This window comes from Lacticaseibacillus sp. 22 (genome assembly GCF_055413445.1).
The window spans coordinates 39,984-57,982 of sequence record NZ_JBVAYD010000001.1; the positions used below are offsets into that span (position 1 = coordinate 39,984).

Annotated in this window: 18 protein-coding genes; 15 read left to right on the forward strand and 3 right to left on the reverse strand. The window is 47.0% G+C overall.

Going from position 1 to position 17,999, the window contains the following annotated elements; genetic code table 11:
- From ACWP87_RS00175 to ACWP87_RS00215, 9 genes are all read left to right on the forward strand, one after another.
- A complete protein-coding gene (locus ACWP87_RS00175) occupies positions 1 to 855 on the forward strand; it encodes a cell division protein FtsQ/DivIB (RefSeq protein ID WP_014571303.1) in 855 nt (284 codons plus the stop codon).
- Between the two features lie 112 nt (positions 856 to 967).
- Positions 968 to 2,305, forward strand: a complete 1,338-nt coding sequence (gene ftsA / locus ACWP87_RS00180; RefSeq protein WP_014569588.1) for a cell division protein FtsA — start codon at positions 968 to 970, stop codon at positions 2,303 to 2,305.
- 24 nt (positions 2,306 to 2,329) lie between these two features.
- Positions 2,330 to 3,595, forward strand: coding sequence for a cell division protein FtsZ (ftsZ, locus tag ACWP87_RS00185; protein ID WP_005685582.1), 1,266 nt, complete (start codon positions 2,330 to 2,332; stop codon positions 3,593 to 3,595).
- Between the two features lie 17 nt (positions 3,596 to 3,612).
- Positions 3,613 to 4,068 (forward strand): cell division protein SepF, encoded by a 456-nt coding sequence (locus ACWP87_RS00190; protein ID WP_005685583.1) that lies wholly within the window; start codon positions 3,613 to 3,615, stop codon positions 4,066 to 4,068.
- 12 nt (positions 4,069 to 4,080) lie between these two features.
- Positions 4,081 to 4,368 carry a YggT family protein gene (locus ACWP87_RS00195; RefSeq protein WP_014569589.1) on the forward strand — a complete coding sequence of 96 codons (288 nt, stop codon included), beginning with the start codon at positions 4,081 to 4,083 and terminating at the stop codon, positions 4,366 to 4,368.
- Between the two features lie 5 nt (positions 4,369 to 4,373).
- Entirely contained in the window at positions 4,374 to 5,153 is a 780-nt protein-coding gene (locus ACWP87_RS00200; RefSeq protein ID WP_014569590.1) for a YlmH family RNA-binding protein, read from the forward strand.
- Between the two features lie 176 nt (positions 5,154 to 5,329).
- A complete protein-coding gene (locus tag ACWP87_RS00205; RefSeq protein WP_014569591.1) occupies positions 5,330 to 6,118 on the forward strand; it encodes a DivIVA domain-containing protein in 789 nt (262 codons plus the stop codon).
- 242 nt (positions 6,119 to 6,360) lie between these two features.
- Positions 6,361 to 9,147 carry an isoleucine--tRNA ligase gene (gene ileS / locus ACWP87_RS00210; RefSeq protein ID WP_014569592.1) on the forward strand — a complete coding sequence of 929 codons (2,787 nt, stop codon included), beginning with the start codon at positions 6,361 to 6,363 and terminating at the stop codon, positions 9,145 to 9,147.
- Positions 9,148 to 9,159: 12 nt separating this feature from the next.
- Positions 9,160 to 9,384 (forward strand): cold shock domain-containing protein, encoded by a 225-nt coding sequence (locus ACWP87_RS00215; protein WP_005685589.1) that lies wholly within the window; start codon positions 9,160 to 9,162, stop codon positions 9,382 to 9,384.
- Between the two features lie 221 nt (positions 9,385 to 9,605).
- On the opposite strand, the gene ACWP87_RS00220 is transcribed toward ACWP87_RS00215, so the two are convergent.
- Positions 9,606 to 10,511, reverse strand: a complete 906-nt coding sequence (locus tag ACWP87_RS00220; RefSeq protein WP_005685590.1) for a phosphate ABC transporter substrate-binding protein PstS family protein — start codon at positions 10,509 to 10,511, stop codon at positions 9,606 to 9,608.
- Positions 10,512 to 10,686: 175 nt separating this feature from the next.
- Here ACWP87_RS00220 and ACWP87_RS00225 point away from each other — a divergent pair, with 175 nt between their 5' ends.
- Complete coding sequence (locus ACWP87_RS00225) at positions 10,687 to 12,123, forward strand: MFS transporter (RefSeq protein ID WP_005713821.1); 1,437 nt, start codon at positions 10,687 to 10,689, stop codon at positions 12,121 to 12,123.
- A 128-nt stretch (positions 12,124 to 12,251) separates the two neighbouring features.
- On the opposite strand, the gene ACWP87_RS00230 is transcribed toward ACWP87_RS00225, so the two are convergent.
- Together ACWP87_RS00230 and ACWP87_RS00235 are read right to left on the reverse strand one after the other, a co-directional pair.
- On the reverse strand, positions 12,252 to 13,448 hold the full coding sequence (locus ACWP87_RS00230; protein WP_005710088.1) for a toxic anion resistance protein: 1,197 nt from the start codon (positions 13,446 to 13,448) through the stop codon (positions 12,252 to 12,254).
- Positions 13,445 to 14,107: a 5-bromo-4-chloroindolyl phosphate hydrolysis family protein gene (locus tag ACWP87_RS00235; protein ID WP_005685595.1), complete on the reverse strand. Its 663-nt coding sequence runs from the start codon at positions 14,105 to 14,107 to the stop codon at positions 13,445 to 13,447. Before ACWP87_RS00235 ends, ACWP87_RS00230 begins: the two co-directional genes overlap by 4 nt.
- A gap of 211 nt (positions 14,108 to 14,318) precedes the next feature.
- On the opposite strand from ACWP87_RS00235, the gene ACWP87_RS00240 reads away from it, so the two are divergent.
- The 5 genes from ACWP87_RS00240 (at position 14,319) to ACWP87_RS00260 (ending at position 17,830) form a co-directional block, all read left to right on the forward strand.
- Positions 14,319 to 14,864, forward strand: a complete 546-nt coding sequence (locus ACWP87_RS00240; protein ID WP_029607112.1) for an NUDIX hydrolase — start codon at positions 14,319 to 14,321, stop codon at positions 14,862 to 14,864.
- Positions 14,851 to 15,111 (forward strand): hypothetical protein, encoded by a 261-nt coding sequence (locus ACWP87_RS00245; RefSeq protein WP_014569593.1) that lies wholly within the window; start codon positions 14,851 to 14,853, stop codon positions 15,109 to 15,111. Before ACWP87_RS00240 ends, ACWP87_RS00245 begins: the two co-directional genes overlap by 14 nt.
- Before the next feature lie 76 nt (positions 15,112 to 15,187).
- Entirely contained in the window at positions 15,188 to 15,898 is a 711-nt protein-coding gene (locus ACWP87_RS00250) for a 5'-methylthioadenosine/adenosylhomocysteine nucleosidase (protein ID WP_014569594.1), read from the forward strand.
- 11 nt (positions 15,899 to 15,909) lie between these two features.
- Positions 15,910 to 17,073, forward strand: coding sequence for a cysteine desulfurase family protein (locus ACWP87_RS00255; RefSeq protein ID WP_014569595.1), 1,164 nt, complete (start codon positions 15,910 to 15,912; stop codon positions 17,071 to 17,073).
- Between the two features lie 415 nt (positions 17,074 to 17,488).
- Positions 17,489 to 17,830, forward strand: a complete 342-nt coding sequence (locus ACWP87_RS00260; protein ID WP_005708322.1) for a DUF1831 domain-containing protein — start codon at positions 17,489 to 17,491, stop codon at positions 17,828 to 17,830.
- Positions 17,831 to 17,999 lie beyond the last annotated feature (169 nt).

A 17,999-nucleotide genomic window follows, 5' to 3' on the forward strand; every position in this document is an offset into this window, starting at 1 on the left:
TTGGCTTGGCTCCGAAAAAAAGAACAGCAATCTGATCCGCTGACGCCGTGGCAACAATACCAGGCACGCCAGCAGCAGACGCCGCGTCATGATCGGCGCCAAAAACCGAAGTTGGATGTTAATCTCCCGAAGATCCAGACGTTGCGGCGCCGTAAACTCGTGAAGAACCTTGTTTTGATTCTGCTCCCCCTGCTGCTATTGCTGGGGGTTTTTGGCTATTTTGCCAGCCCGCTATCCAAAGTCGGACTTGTGAGTGTTCAAGGCGTGACAACGGTTCCGGATCAGCAGGTCATCAACGCGACTAAATTATCAGACGATGACTTGATGTTGAGTGTGGCATTTCATAAAAATGCCATTGCGCAGCGGGTGCAGAAATCTTTACCAGAAATTAAAACAGCCAGCCTGACGATCAAGGGATTCAATCGTATTATTATTAAAACCAGCGAATATCAGACGGTCGGGTATGTTTATCAAAAACACGCGTACCACAAGATTCTGGTTACGGGGGAAGTGTTAGCCGCCGGAACCCAAACGCCAGTCACGACTTATCCGGTTTTTTCCGGGTTTACAGCCAAAGAGTTACCACAAATGATTACGTTACTTAAACAGTTCCCTGCTGCCATTCGGCGTGATATCTCGGAAATTGACGCCAGTCGCGGGGATGCCAATCCTAACCAGATTGCGCTCAACATGAATGACGGTTATCGCATCATTGCCGATACGCGCACCATTGCCAAGAAAATCAAGTATTATCCGGCGATTGTTTCACAGGTTAAGCAAAAAGGCGTGGTTGATTTGGAAGTGGGAGCATTTTGGCGACCGTATTCTAGTAGCGAAAAGTCGTCAAATGACTGATTTTGTAAGGATCGTTTTCTCATCAGAAAATGAGTGTGTTACACTGATGATGGCACCGTTTTAATATGAAAATTGAGTTAATTAAAAAGTTACACAAGGAGGTTCCCGATACATGGATAATCAAGGTATTTACGTTGGACTTGATATCGGAACCACCTCAATAAAAGTCATTGTTGCCGAAGCAGTACAGGGACAAATGAATGTTATTGGTGTGGGAAGTCAGCGGTCTGAAGGCGTGAGTCGTGGGGTGATCGTTGATATCGATAAGGCAGTCGCAGTGGTTCAAGCGGCCGTTGCCCAAGCTGAAGACAAGGCAAATATCAAGATCGATCGGGTTGTAGCTGGCATCCCTGCTAATATGCTGCAGATTGAACAGGTTTCGGGGATGATTGCGGTCGGCGAGGAAAACAAAGAAATTTCCGATAAAGACGTGCGCAGTGTTGCTGCGGCAGCATTAGTGCGTAATCTACCGCCTGAGCGTGAAACATTATCGCTGGTTCCAACCGAATTTATCGTTGATGGCTTTGATGACATTAAAGATCCACGTGGGATGTTGGGTGTTCGGCTGGAGATGCGCGGTATTATGCTGACAGTTCCTAAAACTGTGATTCATAATACCAAAAAGGCCATCGAAAAAGCCGGCTTGCGAGTTGGCGGCTTGGTTATTTCACCACTGGCTATTGGCCGGCTTGCGTTAACGGATGGCGAGCAGGACTTTGGCACCGTCTTGATTGATATGGGTGGCGGTCAAAGCACGGCAGCAGTGATTCATGACCGTAAGCTCAAGTTCACTTCGGTGGATCAAGAAGGCGGGGAATACATCACCAAAGACATTTCCGTGGTGTTGAATACCAGTTTTACCGATGCCGAGAAATTGAAGCGCGAGTATGGAAATGCGGATTCTCTGGCTACCAGTGAAGATGAGACTTTTCCGGTTACGGTTGTCGGCAAGCATGATCCGGCCATGATTTCGGAAAAATATCTGTCTGAAATTATCGAAGCGCGGGTTGCTCAGATATTCAAGCGACTCAAGAAGGCACTGGATGCGGTTAATGCGCTTGAGTTGCCGGGTGGGATTGTCATTACCGGCGGCACCACCGCACTGCCGGGTGTCACCGAGTTAGCCCAGGACATTTTAGAGCGACCGGTTAAACGGTTTATTCCGGAAGATATGGGCCTGCGCCATCCGTCATTTACTGAAGGGTTAGCGCTCATCAAGTACGCCGCTGAAATGACGGATATTGAAATGCTTGTTTCAAGCGTTTTGCCAACACCGTTTATGGTTGATGGGGCGCAAATGCCAACGCAACCGGCACGGCCGCAACAAGAAACCCCGGCGGCACCGGAGAATCAACGTTCTGCCAAGCGCAAACCTGATAAACAACCCGAAAAAGCAAAATCTAAGGAACCATCTCCTTTACGCCGGTTCTTTGGTAATTTCTTTGAATAAATCTCGATCCTAGGAGGAACACGAATGGATTTTCAAATGGACGCACAAAGTGAAAAAGGTGCCAACATCAAAGTAATCGGTGTCGGCGGTGCAGGCGGTAATGCCATTAATCGCATGATTGCAGAAGATGTCAAAGGCGTTGAATTTATCGCTGCCAATACCGATTTGCAAGCATTGAATGCCAGCAACGCAGAAACCAAGATCCAGCTCGGACCGAAATTGACGCGCGGCTTGGGCGCTGGTTCCAACCCGGAGATTGGGCAAAAGGCGGCTGAAGAAAGTGAAGAGGCGATTGGGGCAGCATTGCAAGGTGCCGACATGATTTTTGTGACTGCCGGGATGGGCGGCGGCTCCGGAACCGGGGCAGCGCCAATTGTGGCCAAAATTGCCAAAGATCAAGGTGCGCTGACCGTTGGGGTTGTTACCCGCCCATTTACGTTTGAAGGCCCTAAGCGTGCTAAAAACGCCACTGAGGGGATTGCTCAGTTAAAAGAGCATGTGGATACCTTGGTGATTATTGCCAACAATCGTTTATTAGAAATTGTCGACAAAAAAACGCCGATGCTGGAAGCCTTCCATGCTGCGGATAATGTTTTACGGCAAGGGGTTCAAGGTATCTCGGATCTGATTACAAGTCCAGGCTACGTTAACCTTGATTTTGCCGATGTAAAAACGGTTATGGCTAATCAAGGATCGGCGCTGATGGGGATCGGCAGTGCAACTGGTGAAAATCGCACCGTTGAAGCGACTAAAAAAGCGATTTCCAGCCCACTTCTGGAAGTTAATATCAGTGGGGCTAAGCAGGTGCTGCTTAACATTACCGGCGGCCCGGATCTCAGCTTGTTTGAGGCGCAGGATGCTTCACAAATCGTTGCGGATGCAGCTAAAGATGATGTCAATATTATCTTTGGGACTTCCATCAATGAAGAGCTCGGAGATGAAGTGGTGGTAACCGTGATCGCCACTGGTATCGAAGAAGAAGACCAGCGCCGCGAAACAACGCGCCGGCCAGCCGCTGCCAATCGTAACACTGATCAGACCCAGTCAAACGGGTCGTATCGGCCAACATTCGGCGGGCATGAACAGTCTGCCGATCAAGCCCCTAAAAATGATGATCCGTTTGGTAATTGGGATTTGCGGCGGGAACCAAGCAAGCGCCAGACCCCGAGTGCAGATGATATGAACAACGTTAAGAAGAAAGATTTTGATATTTTCGAGAATCAAACCAATGCAGACGATGCAGGAAGCGATGATCAGCCGCCATTCTTTAAACAACGGCGGCGTCAGTAGTCAGGAGGTCATGAAACATGGCGTTTGGAAAGTTAGGGGAAAAATTCAACAATTTCTTTGCCATGGATGACGAAGATGAATATCAGGACCAAGAAGACGAACAAACGCAGGCTGCACCTAAGGAACCTTCAAATCATGGCCAGTATCGTAGCAACAAAGTCGTATCAATGAATAGTCCGGTTGGTAAAACTGCCAAAATCGTTGTGTATGAACCGCGGATTTATTCAGATGCCAAAGAGATTGGTTCGCATTTACTGAACAATCGCGCGGTCGTCATTAACTTTGATCGAATTGAGGCCGATGATGCACGGCGGATTGTTGATTTCTTAACTGGGACTGTTTTTGCGATTAATGGTGAGATTAAGCGGATTGGTGAGTCGATTTTCTTAGTCACGCCAGCCAATTTTGAAATTGATGGTTCATTGGCTAGTACCATTGATTCCGATGGTTTGAATCTCTCATCGCAACCATAAACGAGGTGTCAAGTGTTTAATTTTCTTTATGCATTATTTCGAGTCGGCGATTGGGCGATTTATTTATACATGATCATGGTATTTATTTATATCCTGATTTCATGGTTTCCAAACGCTCAAGGAACCGCCATTGACCGTTTGTTAGGCCGGTGGGTTGATCCGTTTCTGAGTATCTTTCGCCGTATCATTCCTGCTATTGGTGGACTTGATCTTTCGCCAATCCTGGCGTTCTTCGTGCTTTCGCTGATTAAGTTTGGATGGTCGCGGTTGTTTCTGATACTTGTTCAAATAATTGGGTGACAAGCATGGATGCCATCTATCAACATTTTCGCAAAGATGAAGCAGCATTGATTGATCATTTTGCAGAATTAATCGAAACTGCGCGGACTGAGTATCGGGCAGTATTAACCGATTTTACCGATCCTAGGCAGCGGTTGATTGCTGCGAGCCTGATCAATGCACATGATGATATGAAGTTGGTACATTTCGGCGGGTATCCGCATGCTGAACGGCAACGGCTGATTTTTGCACCGGACTACTTTGCCGCTCAGCCAGCTGATTTTGATATTCGGCTTTTACAAGTGGTGTATCCCGAAAAGTTTGCCGAAATGCATCACAGTACGATTCAAGGAACATTGTTAAATGCCGGGCTTGATCGGGATGTTTTCGGCGATATTGTGACGGATGGGCGTACCTGGCAGTTTTTTGTTGCCGCGCATATGGAAGATTGGGTGATGAGTAATATCACCAAGATCGGGCGTGTCGGGGTTCATTTTACGGACTATCCGTTAGCCGCTGCCGTTACGCCTGAAAATGACTGGGAATCCATCAGCTTTTCAGTTAGTGCACTGAGGTTGGATGCCATCGTGGCCCACGGTTTCAATATGTCACGGCAGCGGGCCAAGATGCTAATTCAGGCGGGAAAAGTCCGGCTGAACTTTGGCGAAAACGATGCACCTGACGCTGAGGTCGCCACTTCTGATATTATTTCAGTACGTGGATTTGGACGATTGCGACTAGATGCGATACTTGGTGAAAGCAAAAAAGGTAAATTGCGTGTCTCTGCTGCCGTGATTCATAAGTAAACCGTATCGTAGGCGGTTCAATGCGCTTGGTTTATCGATAGCGGCAACTTTTTAACAGGTTGCAGCAATCAGCGCCTGATGAGGGACGTATCAATAAGCTAAAGTACGTTCATGATCACGCGTATGCCGGCCTGACAAGCGGTTGGCGCACGTTCACTAGAGGAGGAGGACTATTTATGGCTTTAAGTCCACTGGACATTCACAATAAAGAATTTAGCAGCAAGATGCGAGGTTATGACAAGGATGAGGTCAATGATTTTCTTGCGCAGATCGTTAAGGATTATAGTAGCCTGATCAAGGATAATGAGGGGCTTAAGAAGGAATTAGCGGATGCAAAAGAAAAGGTCCGTTACTTCACCGATATGAAAGAAGCCTTGAATCAGTCAATCATTGTGGCTCAAGAAAGCGCTGAAAAGGTGAAGAACAGTGCGCATCAAGAAGCCGATTTGATCAAGCAGCAGGCGCAACAAGATGCTCAGGGGATCCTCAACCGTGCTAAGGCTGATGCTGATCAGAAAGTCCACCAAGCCCAGGCGCAAACCGAGCAGACGTTGCATGATGCCGAACTTAAGCGTCAGAACATTTCTGTTCAAACAGAGGATTTGAAACGCCAGAGCCGGGTTTTCCGTCAGCGGTTACAGGTTATGCTGGAATCGCAGTTGGAAGTTGTGAAAAGTCCGGAATGGAAAGAATTACTGTCCAGTTCTCCTGAAGCTGCAGATACCACGGATCCAAGTCAAGAAGCACTTGACAATTCGCAGGCTGGTTTCGTAAACTCTAGTGGAGCAGTTTCCGGTGCTGATGCGTATACGGAGATTATTTTCCCAGATGACCAAAGTGCAACATCCGAGTCGGCAACTGCAACGCCGGCACCGGCGGATTCGGAGCGTTCCGAATCAGAAGCGTCAACAAGCGCAACCACAAGTGCCGATACCGATGTTACAACTGATCAAAATGCACAATAACGTATGAACACGCGTCATTTGCCGGTCCCCTTTGCAGCGAGTCAGGAATAGGTGTGAGCCTGATAAGTACCGCTGAATGATATCAGTTCGCAGTTGTCTCGCCGAATAACTAAGCGAGACCGGTTGATCACCGTTAAGCAATCACTGAGGGGGACTTGTTCCCTGAAGTTAGGTGGTACCACGTTTGCTCGTCCTAATATAGGGCGGGCTTTTTTCATTCAATTAACAAAGGAGCGGGACACGTGAAAATTAAAGATACGTTGAACATGGGCAAGACGACTTTTCCAATGCGAGCAGGCTTGCCTAAAAATGAACCGATTTGGCAAAAAAAGTGGGATGAAGACCACGTTTACGAGCAACGGCAGAAATTAAATGAAGGCAAGCCGACGTTTATGCTGCATGATGGCCCACCGTTTGCCAACGGAAATATTCATATGGGGCATGCGCTTAATAAAATCAGTAAGGATATTATCGTTCGGTATAAGTCGATGAATGGCTTCCGGGCACCTTATGTTCCTGGCTGGGATACGCACGGTTTGCCAATTGAACAACAGTTGGCCAAACAAGGCGTTAAACGCAAGGAAATGTCAATGACCGACTATCGCGAGTTATGCCGGCAGTTTGCGATGAAGGAAATTGATAAGCAACGGACTGATTTCAAGCGGCTTGGCGTCATGGGTGACTGGGAACATCCGTATATTACGTTACAACATGCTTATGAAGCCAGTGAAATTCGGGTCTTTGGTGCCATGGCGAAGAAAGGTTACATCTATCATGGCTTAAAGCCGGTTTATTGGTCATGGTCATCCGAATCGACGCTAGCCGAAGCTGAGATTGAGTATCATGATGACAAATCACCTTCGATTTATGTTGCCTTTCCGGTGGTTGATGGCAAAGGAATCCTGGATCAAGATACGTCACTTGTTATTTGGACAACAACGCCTTGGACCATTCCTGCCAACTACGGCATTGCAGTCAATCCGCGCTTCGATTACGTCCAGGTGCAAGTTGGCGAGCATAAGTATGTCGTTGCTGCCGAGTTGCTTGATCGGGTAGCTGAAGAAGTCGGCTGGGAACAACCTAAGATTTTAAAGACTTTTAAAGGCACTGAAATGGATAAGATGACAGCCAAGCATCCGTTGTATGATCGGACAAGTCTAGTGATGAATGCGGATCATGTTACGCTTGATGCCGGGACTGGCTTGGTTCATACTGCCCCTGGTCATGGGGAAGACGACTATAAGGTCGGAATGAAATATGGCTTGCCGGTTATTTCAGTGGTTGATGCCAAAGGGTACCTGAATGAAAATGCCCCTGGTTTTGAAGGCGTCTTCTATGATGATGCCAACAAACTCGTCACGAAAGCTTTGGACGAAAAAGGCGCCTTGCTGAAGTTGGACTTCTTCACCCATAGTTATCCGCATGATTGGCGCACCAAAAAGCCGGTTATTTTCCGCGCCACTACCCAATGGTTTGCATCAATTGAGGCCTTTCGTGATCAGATTTTGAAGGCCATTGATACTGTTGACTTTAAACCGAGTTGGGGCAAAACGCGGCTGTACAATATGATTCGTGATCGCGGCGATTGGGTCATTTCCCGCCAGCGCGCATGGGGCGTCCCATTACCGATTTTCTATGCAGAAGACGGTGAGCCGATTATTGAAGAAGCAACGATCAATCATGTAGCGGATTTGTTTGGTAAATATGGTTCCAATGTCTGGTTTGAACGCGAGGCCAAGGATCTTTTACCTGATGGGTACACCAATCCGCACAGCCCAAATGGCAAGTTCACTAAAGAAAAAGATATTATGGATGTTTGGTTTGACTCAGGTTCATCGCATCAAGCTGTTTTGGCACAACGTCCTGAATTGAGCTTCCCGGCTGACTTATATCTGGAAGGTTCCGATCAATACCGCGGCTGGTTTAACTCCAGCTTGATTACCAGTGTTGCTGCAACCGGAATCGCGCCGTATCGCGGGATTTTGTCACAAGGCTTCACGCTTGATGGCAAAGGCCGGAAGATGAGCAAGAGCTTGGGCAATACGATTGTGCCGTCAACCATTGAAAAGCAGTTTGGCGCTGAGATCATTCGGCTCTGGGTTGCAACTGTTGATTCATCATCTGATGTTCGGGTCTCAGTCGATAATTTCGCTCAGACGTCAGAAGCCTATCGTAAAATCCGCAACACGCTCCGGTTCATGGTTGCCAATACCGGCGATTTCGATCCGGAAAAAGACGTGGTTGCCTATGATCAGCTAGGTTCAGTGGATCGTTATTTGTTGGTTCGGCTTAATCAGGTCATCGCCAAAGTCAAAGAAGCGTATGATGCCTACGACTTTGCTACGGTAGAGAAAACCATCAGCAGTTTCCTGGTCAACGATTTAAGTGCCTTTTATCTCGATGTTGCCAAGGATGTGGTATACATTGAAGCTGCAAACGATCCTAAACGTCGCAGCATGCAAACGGTTATGTACACCGCATTGCTGGACTTGACCAAGTTGTTGACGCCGATCCTGCCGCATACTGCCGAAGAAGTTTGGCCGTATCTTAAGCAGAAACAAGCATACGCAGCGTTATCCGACATGCCAGATGTGACCCACTTTGCTGATGAGGATCAGCTCTTAGATATCTGGGCAGCGTTTATGGATTTTCGTTCCGAAGTTCAAAAAGCCTTGGAAGTTGCCCGTGACAACAAGGTAATTGGTAAGTCCATGGAGGCAGCGGTAACAGTTTACCCAACGGAGCCGGTACGCGACATGCTCGATGATGTTGAAGCCAATGTGATGCAATTGCTGATTACCAGTCACTTTGAAGTAGCGCCACTTGAGGCGAAGGCGCCGGAAAATGCCGAACATTTTGAGGATATGGCTGTTGTCGTTGAACATGCCAAAGGAACGGTTTGCCCACGTTGCCGGATGGTACGAACCGATATCGGCACAGATCCCAAATTGCCGGAATTATGCAGTCGGTGTGCCGCGATTGTTGAAGCTAATTATCCTGAAGCGGCAGCAAACGGATTTGATAAGTAAGCGGAGGCTATGATGCAAGGACGGGTCAAAAATTTCAACGTCGATAAAGGCTATGGGTTTATTGAAGCTGAAGGGCAGCCTGACATTTTTGTCCACTTTTCGGCGATCAATGAGTCTGGATTTAAAAGTCTGACGCCCGGTGAACAAGTCGATTTTGTCATTGTCGAAGGTCCGCGGGGTCCGCAAGCAGCAAATGTCACGATCCATCACGAACCCGACACTGAGGATCATGCATAAATTCTCGTTCAATCGTGTGACGTGATTCATTAAAAGCAATCCGAACAGTCTGTCTTTGGGTGACAAGCTAGTAATGCTTCCTAGCAAGTACGTCTGTGGCTGTCAGGATTGCTTTTTAATGTTGACGACTCAAGTTTATAGGACAATAAGAAAACCGCGATCAGTGCGTTGATCGCGGTTTTTGTATACATGCTGCTTTTTATTTGGTGATGCTGGGTAGGTTACTTGTTAACTTCTTCAATCTTACCGTCATAAGTCCGAGCAACGGTCATCTTGGTGATTGGAATATAGCCTAACTTTGGAACCAGGGTCTTTTGAACGTTCTTGGACTGGATATAGTTGATAAATGCGGCAGTCGATGCATTCGGCTTGCCTTTGGTGTACATGTGTTCGTAAGCCCAAATCTTCCAGGTGTTTGTTGTAACGTTCTTATCAGTTGGTTGTACTTTATCCAGTGCCAGCTTTTGGACGCCATCTTTAATTGCCGAGAAGGCTAGATAGCTAATAGCACCGGGAGTTGAGGAGACCATCTGATAAACGGTACCGCTAGAATCCTGTTCCTGACTGGTCTTGACTTTATCGGTCTTGATCCCGAACTGTTCGAAGGTTGCCCGGGTACCTGAACCTTGCGCACGATTGATCAGAACAATTTGCTGATCTTTGCCGCCGACGTCTTTCCAGTTCGTAATCTTGCCTTGGAAGATATCGATCAATTGCTGGGTTGAGATGTTCTTAACCCCTGCATCTTTGTTGACCACCGGCGCAATGGCAACGACCGCTACCTGGTGATCCACCAGATCATCGGCCTTCAAGTCTTTCTTTTCTTGAGCGAAAATATCCGAGTTACCGATCGTGACCGATCCGGCTGCCACTTGGCTTAAGCCGGCACCGGAACCACCGCCTTGGACAGTGATCTCCGCCTTTGGATTATCTGTCTGATATTGTTTCGCGGCCTGTTCCACCAGCGGTTGTAAGGCAGTGGATCCGACCGCTAGAATTTTGCTTTGTTTTGCCGGTGCTGAACTGGATGAACTTGAACTGCTGGCGGATTTTGACCCGCAACCCGTTAATACCAAAGTGGCAGTTAAGGCCACGGTCAAACCGACTAACAATTTCGAATGCTTCATTACTTTTCCCTCCAATACTTGAATAACTTTAGGATACGATTTGTGTGTAAAGACTTGACCACTTTGATGTAAATAATGCGTTTTGCTTTTGTAAATATGTTCAACAGTCCTTTGAAAAAGTAACCAAAGTCGGCGTATAATGACTCAGTTAGGCGTTATTAAAGGAGCGGAAAATGTGAAAAATTACATTGAGGATCAAAAAGTTCAGAAAAACCGGTGGTGGATCATCACGGCAATTGGGATGTTTACCATTATGTCGACATTGGATGGTTCAATTGTCAATATTGCGCTGCCGGTCATGAGTCGCGATTTAAACATTCCAATGAATCAAGCGGAATGGGTTGTTTCCATTTATTTGATGATGATCTGCGGCTTGTTGCTGTTCTTTGGCAAACTTGGCGATTCGATCGGTAAAATCAAAGTATTTCGAATTGGCATGGTTTTGTTTTTAATCGGCTCGCTTTTTGCTGGTTTCAATAATAGTTTGGCGTTATTACTGGCGGCGCGAATTGTGCAGGCGACCGGTGCTTCTATGACCATGGCCAATAATAACGGCATCGTGACGGAAATTTTCCCGATGAATGAACGTGGCAAGGCGCTGGGATTGATTGGTTCATTTGTTTCGATCGGCGCCATTGCCGGACCCGGAATCGGCGGCCTGATTCTTGGTCAACTGCCATGGGGTTATATTTTCTGGATTAATATTCCAATTGGGATTGTTGCACTTATTCTGGGAACAGTCGTCTTGCCAAAAGATTTGCCAAGTAAGCGGGTGCCAATCGATTGGTCAGGATTTATTAGTTTTCTGGCGTTCATTCTCACGCTTTTTATGGGGATCTTTTTGGGTCAGGAACGCGGATTTACTGACCCGCTGATTCTTGGGTTATTTGTAATCGCCGTGATTGCGTTGGCTGCATTTGTACAAATTGAACGACACAAAAATGATCCTTTGGTTAGTTTTAAATTATTCAGTAACAGCGCGTTTACACTGAGCTTGTTGTCGGCATTCTTCATTTTCGTAACCAACTTCTTTTTTAACGTGATTTCGCCGTTTTATTTGCAAAATGCGCGTGGGTTATCACCGGAAAAAGCCGGGTACTTGTTGATGATTTTTCCGATTGTGCAGGTTATTGTGGCACCTGTAGCCGGTTCAATTGCGGATCGGATCGGACCTTATCGAATTACCATGGTCGGCTTGTTGTTTATTGTTGGCAGTCAGATCGGCTATGCATTGTTTAATTTACAAACGTCTTTTGTTTTTGTCGCGTTGATGATCGGCTTGGTTGGTTTTGGTAATGGGTTGTTTCAAGCGCCAAATAATACAGTCGTGATGTCGAGTGTGGCGCCGCGAGATCTTGGAATTGCTGGCGGGATGAATGCCTTGGCACGTAATTTGGGCATGGTTGTCGGCATTTCGAGTGCGACCACGGTGCTATTTTCCTCAATGAGTCATACTGCCGGACGCAAGGTGACGACTTATCTGACGGGTCAGCCGAATGTGTTCATCGCCGGTATGCATGTGTCATTTTGGGTTGCAACTGCCTTATGCTGCCTAGCTCTGGCCTTGACGGGTTATCGGATGTGGCAGATGCGCACACAAACGCAGGCATGAATTCGGTGATGAGAACTGATAATTGCTGAATCGTACAACTATACGCAAAAAGCCCGTGATCATCGTATGATCACAGGCTTTTTTCAAAGTATTGACGCAATTATCAATGGCGACTGAGTAGATTTAACTTAGTGTGGCGTCACGTCTTTGGGATTTTGTTCGTTCATACTGCCGTGCGTGTAGTTTAATAATTGTTGCTTTAATTCGCCTTCCATTTGTACTAACTGCTTTTCGGCATTTTGGCGTTTTAGACGGCCGTCTTGTTGGATCTGCAAGGTTTGTTTCAAGGTATCGATAAGATCGTTTTGGGTTTGGGTCAATGTTTCGATATCGACAACGCCGCGTTCATTTTCTTTGGCAGTTTCAATTGAGCTGATTTTCAACATTTCGCTGTTTTTCTTGAGCAGATCATTCGTTGTTTCCGAAACCTGACGTTGGGCGGTTACCGCATTTTTTTGCCGTAAAAGCGTCAGGGCGATGGCCACCTGATTCTTCCATAGCGGAATTGCTGTGTTGACGCTGGCCTGAATTTTTTCTGCCAGTGCTTGATTGGTGTTCTGAATAAGGCGAATCTGCGGTGCTTGCTGAATTGTAATTTGGCGCGCCAACTGTAAGTCATACGCACGTTTTTCCAACCGGCTGGCAAATTGCTTGAGATCATTGACTTGTTGGATCGCCATTTGATCATTAGCGGCTTCTGCGGCTTTGGCTGCTTCGGGAATCGTTTTTTCATTTAACTCCGCGATTTTGAGATTGGCCGCTTCGATGTAAATATTCAGGGCATCAAAATAGGCTTTATTTTGGTCATAAAGTTCGTCCAAAAGTTTATTGTCATTTAACAGACCTTGTTGTGAAGTCTCAAGGCGATTGGCAATGGTGTCGATTTGCGCGCCAATCTTTTGATACTTAGCCGTAATTTCGTAGATCGAGCGCTTGACACGGCCAAAGATTTTGCGGAAAATATTATTATTTTCTGCTTTTAGCTCATCGGGGTTGGCCTCATTTAAACGTGTCATCAAGCTGGTTAAGGCATCACCGACTGCACCGGTATCCTGACTTTGGACTTTTGTCAGCATATTTTGGGAAAAGACGCCAAGCTGCTTTTGAGCATCGGCACCGTAATTAAGCACGGTTTCACCTTTTGTGACATCAATTTTACTGGCTAAATCCCGTGCTTTGGCTTCCTGTTCCGGATTCAACTTAGGTTTAGCTGTCGTCGCTTCTGGGATGTTTGGCTCGGCAGTGGCGTCTGTTGCTGTGCTGAACGGATCAGCTAATAAATCATCCGTCAAATTGGTTTGTTTATCATCGCTCACGTTGGTCACTCCGTTTCATGAGTTTTTTCGGGTTCAAGGTGTTTTTTAGCTAAGCGCACATCGCTATCGAGATCATCTAAGTCGTCTTTAATGAAGGCTTGGTAATCAGTGCGAATCTTGCCAGCCATATTCGTCATGGTTTCAAAGGCTTTATCAAGCGTTTCATAAGTGTCCGCGGTTTTAACCTCATGATGGGTAATTTGAGCATACTTTTGCATGAGATCCAACAGATTTGGCACTTGTTGATAGACGAAGGTACCCGCATCGGTCAAGCGTTGCGGTGCCTGAACTAGGGCCTCAAAATAAGCGTGGAGTAAATCGACTAAATCAGTGTTTAAGGTTAATGCCCGTAATTTGGGGACTTGTTGGGTTAAGGCTTCAATCGTGCGAATTTGCTCGGCAAGATCGGCCATCGTCTTTCTGAAAAGTTTGATTTCTTCTTCACTTAATCCAGATGCCGCATAGTGTTCCGCCATTTTGGGATCTAAACTTGGCAGACTGGCAGATTTTGGCTTGGGCCGACTCAATTCACCGATAAAGCGGGCAAATGCGAAAACGGCACCGACAAAAATGGCAATGAGCCATCGTCCGGACAAAGCACCTAATACTGCACCCATGGCGGCCCAGAGTATGATTCGCCAAGTGCGAATACGTTTGCTTGTGGCCACGAGATCACTTCCTCTTTCGTTTGAGTTTAGTTTAGCACACCCTTGTACCTTGCCTATCAGCCGTAAGTTGGATATTCGCAAATTTTTTGTTAAGAACAAGCACCAAATTGTCTGCTGGTGTAAGCTGATGACATGGCTAAAAAAACTGATCGTCAATCGGACTTAAGAGCATTGACGAATAACGACACTATTTTAACAGGAGGCGATCATGGTGGAAGAAAAACCAATTGCCCAGCAACGCTTGTTTACCGGTCACTTAGTTGCGGTTGATGAACTGACGGTTAAATTGGATAACCAGCAGACGGCTAAACGTGAGATTGTCCGGGCGCACCCAGCGGCCGGCGTGTTGGCGCTCAAAGATCAGCGCGCCTTATTCGTGAGTCAATTTCGGTCAACAGTCGGGCAGCTGACGTTGGAGATTCCCGCTGGCAAGATTGCGCCAGGCGAGATGCCATTAGCAGCTGCCCAGCGCGAATTAAATGAAGAAACCGGGATGCAGGCGCGCGACTGGCAACCGTTGGCAAGTTATTTTCAGTCACTCGGTTTTTCCGATGCAACCATGGCACTTTTTTTAGCGCGTCACGTCACAACCGCTGAGCATCATTTGGATCAGGATGCAGATGAATTTGTCCAACATCGCTGGTTAACGCTAAGTGAAGCGCAACAGGCAGTTGACGATGGCCAAATCTGTGACAGTAAAACGCTGCTCGCCTTGTTGTATTGGCAGCTGCAGGAGGGGAATTATGGCAGAGGTTAATACACGCAAAGCATACCGTGAGGAGCAGGAAAAAGCGCAACGAGCGGCTCGTGAACGTGAAGCCAAACGGATTGAGGTTGAAAAGGCCTATGCGCGGCAGAAACGGGGAAAGCCTGAAGTAACCGCAGCCCGGTTTGATGACGTCACTTTTCGTAAAGTGAATAGTCTCAAGAAACGTTTGAATTGGGCAATCGGTATTGTTGTCGGTTTGATTGTGATCGTCTTTTTGGTTTTATACTTTGTCTAACTTAGACGCTGATAAGATCAGGAAAGTTTATGATCAGATTCACGACATTAATTTAAAGAAAGAATGAGGCGATTTTTTGATTAAGGTCGGGGTTATTTGTGCGATGGAAGAAGAAATTCGGACGTTACTGGCTAAACAGACTCATCAGCAAGAAACGGTGATTGCCAGCCAGCATTACTTTGAAGGCCAAATAGATGGTGTTGATGTTATTTTGGTACAATCCGGAATTGGCAAGGTACAAGCAGCGATGACGACTGCCTTGCTGTTAGCGACTTTTAAGCCGGATGTTGTTGTCAATACTGGCAGTGCCGGTGGTATCGGTCGCGGTTTGGCGATCGGTGATGTTGTGATTTCAAGCGGTGTGGCTTATCATGATGCGGATGCGACCGCGTTTGGCTATTTGCCGGGGCAGTTGCCACAACAGCCGCAGATTTTTGAAGCCGGCATGAGTTATGTGCGCCAGATTCAAGCTGCTGCGACGGCGACCGGCTTGACGTCAAAAGTCGGCTTGATTGTTTCGGGCGATCAGTTTATTAATGGCAAAGAGGCGATTGCCCGAATTTTGAAAATTTATCCACAAGCGCTTGCCAGTGAGATGGAAGGCGCAGCGGTTGGCCAGGTTGCCAAGGAATTTCACACCCCGTTTGTTGTTATTCGGGCAATGAGCGATGTGGCTGATGAGCAGTCTGGGGTTGATTTCGACAAATTTGTGATCAAAGCAGGGGAGCAAAGTGCTGCGATGTTGTTACAGTTCTTTAGTCATTTGCAACGATCACAGCATAATTAGGAGTGATTGTAATGCAACACATTTATCTCGACAATGCTGCCACCACACCGATGGCTCCTGAAGTCATTCAGACCATGACGGATCAAATGCAACATGATTTTGGCAACGCCAGCTCGACTCACTGGTTTGGCCGGGAAGCTCACACGGTAATGGACAAAAGCCGGAAAGTTTTGGCGGACTCGATTCATGCCCAACCCGGCGAGATTGTGATCACCAGTGGGGCAACCGAAAGTAATAATACCGCTATCACCCAGACGGCACATGCGCATGCGTCATTAGGTAAACACATTATTACCACGGCGATTGAGCATCCCTCTGTGTTACAGCCGTTAAAGGCCCTTGAAAAAGAAGGTTATCGCGTTACCTATTTGCCTGTGGATGAGAACGGGCGTATCCGGTTAGCTGATTTTGATGCCGCGCTGGATGACGACACCATTTTGGTCACCATCATGATGGGTAACAATGAGGTCGGCAGTCGGATGCCGATTAGTGAAATTGGTGCACGGCTGGTTGACCATCAAGCCTGGTTCCACACCGATGCAACGCAGGCGTATGGCTTGCTTGATATTGACGTCAACGCACAACACATTGATATGCTGAGTGTTTCAGCTCACAAGATTAATGGTCCAAAAGGGATTGGCTTTTTGTATCGCGATCCGAAAGTTCAGTTCCCAGCGCTTTTAAAAGGTGGCGAACAGGAGCTCAAACGGCGTGCTGGCACCGAAAATATCGCCGGAATTGCCGGTTTCGCTTCTGCCGTAAAGTTGATTACGCCTGAGGAAAAGGCTAAGCGCCAAAGCAAATATCTCGGCTTTAAGCAACAGATTATGACCGCTCTAGATGATGCAGAGGTGCCATATGCGGTTAATGGCGATATTCGGCCGGACAATGTCAATCATGTGTTCAATTTGTGGTTAAAAGGGATTTCGACTTATGCGCTTCAAACGAATCTGGATTTAGCGGGGATTGCGGTATCTGGCGGATCAGCCTGCACAGCGGGATCACTGGAGCCATCTCATGTTTTGACGGCCATGTTTGGCGGTGATAGTCCGCGTTTGGGTGAATCAATTCGCGTTTCTTTTGGCGGGCAGACGACTGCGGATGATATCCAGGCGTTTATTGATACGCTGCTGCCGATTATTAAACGGTTAACTGCCAAACAAACGAGTCGGTAGCTTTCGGAAAAGTAGGCAGTATCATCTTGAGACTCGTTAGGGCACTGTGAAGCTAAGCGATGGAAAAGAAGACACTTTTCGGGCAATCCCGTGATGTGCTAAACTTATGGGTAGTTAAGCGTGTTCATAATGCACGTGTCTTGCGTTTTACGCTCATATTAACGCGTTCTCCAGCGCAGAAGTCTGCGTGTAAGGACCTCAGGCGTGATGGCCAAAGCCCGGCCATCACGCCTGAGGCCACTTACACTCCGACTTCTACCCGCGCCGGCTCACGCTCACATTAACGCGTTCTCCAGCGCAGAAGTCTGCGTGTAAGGACCTCAGTCGCAATGGCCAAAGCCCGGCCATCACGCCTGAGGCCACTTACACTCCGACTTCTAACCGCGCTGGTTCACGCTCAGGAGGTTTGGTAATCATGGCTTTAGCTTCAACCGGATCGGCTCAAGGGGATCCTAAGACTTATCGAATTGGGTCCAACTTAAAACGATTTACGTTAATTGATTTAGGCTTTGTTCCAACGAAGAATGGTAATTTTCAGCTTCAGCGGTCGTTGGATCCTAATTCACCGTATACAGCGGCGAATAAACTGAAGATGACGGTGGCTAAGACGCTGGACAAGTTTCAGCTTGATGTGACCACAGGCAACGGGCTTAAGGCAATTAACATTTTCAAGAATGACAGCACGAAGGAAAATGTTGAACAATATGAATATTGGATTAACAATTTCATTGAACGTGGTGTGCTCGAGCCTAAATAAGTCTCTTTGAAAATCACGGTAACTTTCCTTTTAAACAAGCGGAGATTACCGTGTTTTTTTGTTGCATGAATCACGGATTAAAGCGTTACGACTGGTAAAGCATGAGCCACATCACGGATGCGTGGTTTTAGTGAGGCGAATGTCGTGACCGCCAAATCAAGTGACCAAA

Coding starts and splice junctions, on each gene's coding strand:
- ACWP87_RS00190 (WP_005685583.1), top strand. CDS start 3,613: ATGGCGTTTGGAAAGTTAGGGGAAAAATTCAACAATTTCTTTGCCATG.
- ACWP87_RS00200 (WP_014569590.1), top strand. CDS start 4,374: ATGGATGCCATCTATCAACATTTTCGCAAAGATGAAGCAGCATTGATT.
- ftsZ (WP_005685582.1), top strand. CDS start 2,330: ATGGATTTTCAAATGGACGCACAAAGTGAAAAAGGTGCCAACATCAAA.
- ACWP87_RS00215 (WP_005685589.1), top strand. CDS start 9,160: ATGCAAGGACGGGTCAAAAATTTCAACGTCGATAAAGGCTATGGGTTT.
- ACWP87_RS00205 (WP_014569591.1), top strand. CDS start 5,330: ATGGCTTTAAGTCCACTGGACATTCACAATAAAGAATTTAGCAGCAAG.
- ftsA (WP_014569588.1), top strand. CDS start 968: ATGGATAATCAAGGTATTTACGTTGGACTTGATATCGGAACCACCTCA.
- ACWP87_RS00255 (WP_014569595.1), top strand. CDS start 15,910: ATGCAACACATTTATCTCGACAATGCTGCCACCACACCGATGGCTCCT.
- ACWP87_RS00220 (WP_005685590.1), bottom strand. CDS start 10,511: ATGAAGCATTCGAAATTGTTAGTCGGTTTGACCGTGGCCTTAACTGCC.
- ACWP87_RS00260 (WP_005708322.1), top strand. CDS start 17,489: ATGGCTTTAGCTTCAACCGGATCGGCTCAAGGGGATCCTAAGACTTAT.
- ACWP87_RS00245 (WP_014569593.1), top strand. CDS start 14,851: ATGGCAGAGGTTAATACACGCAAAGCATACCGTGAGGAGCAGGAAAAA.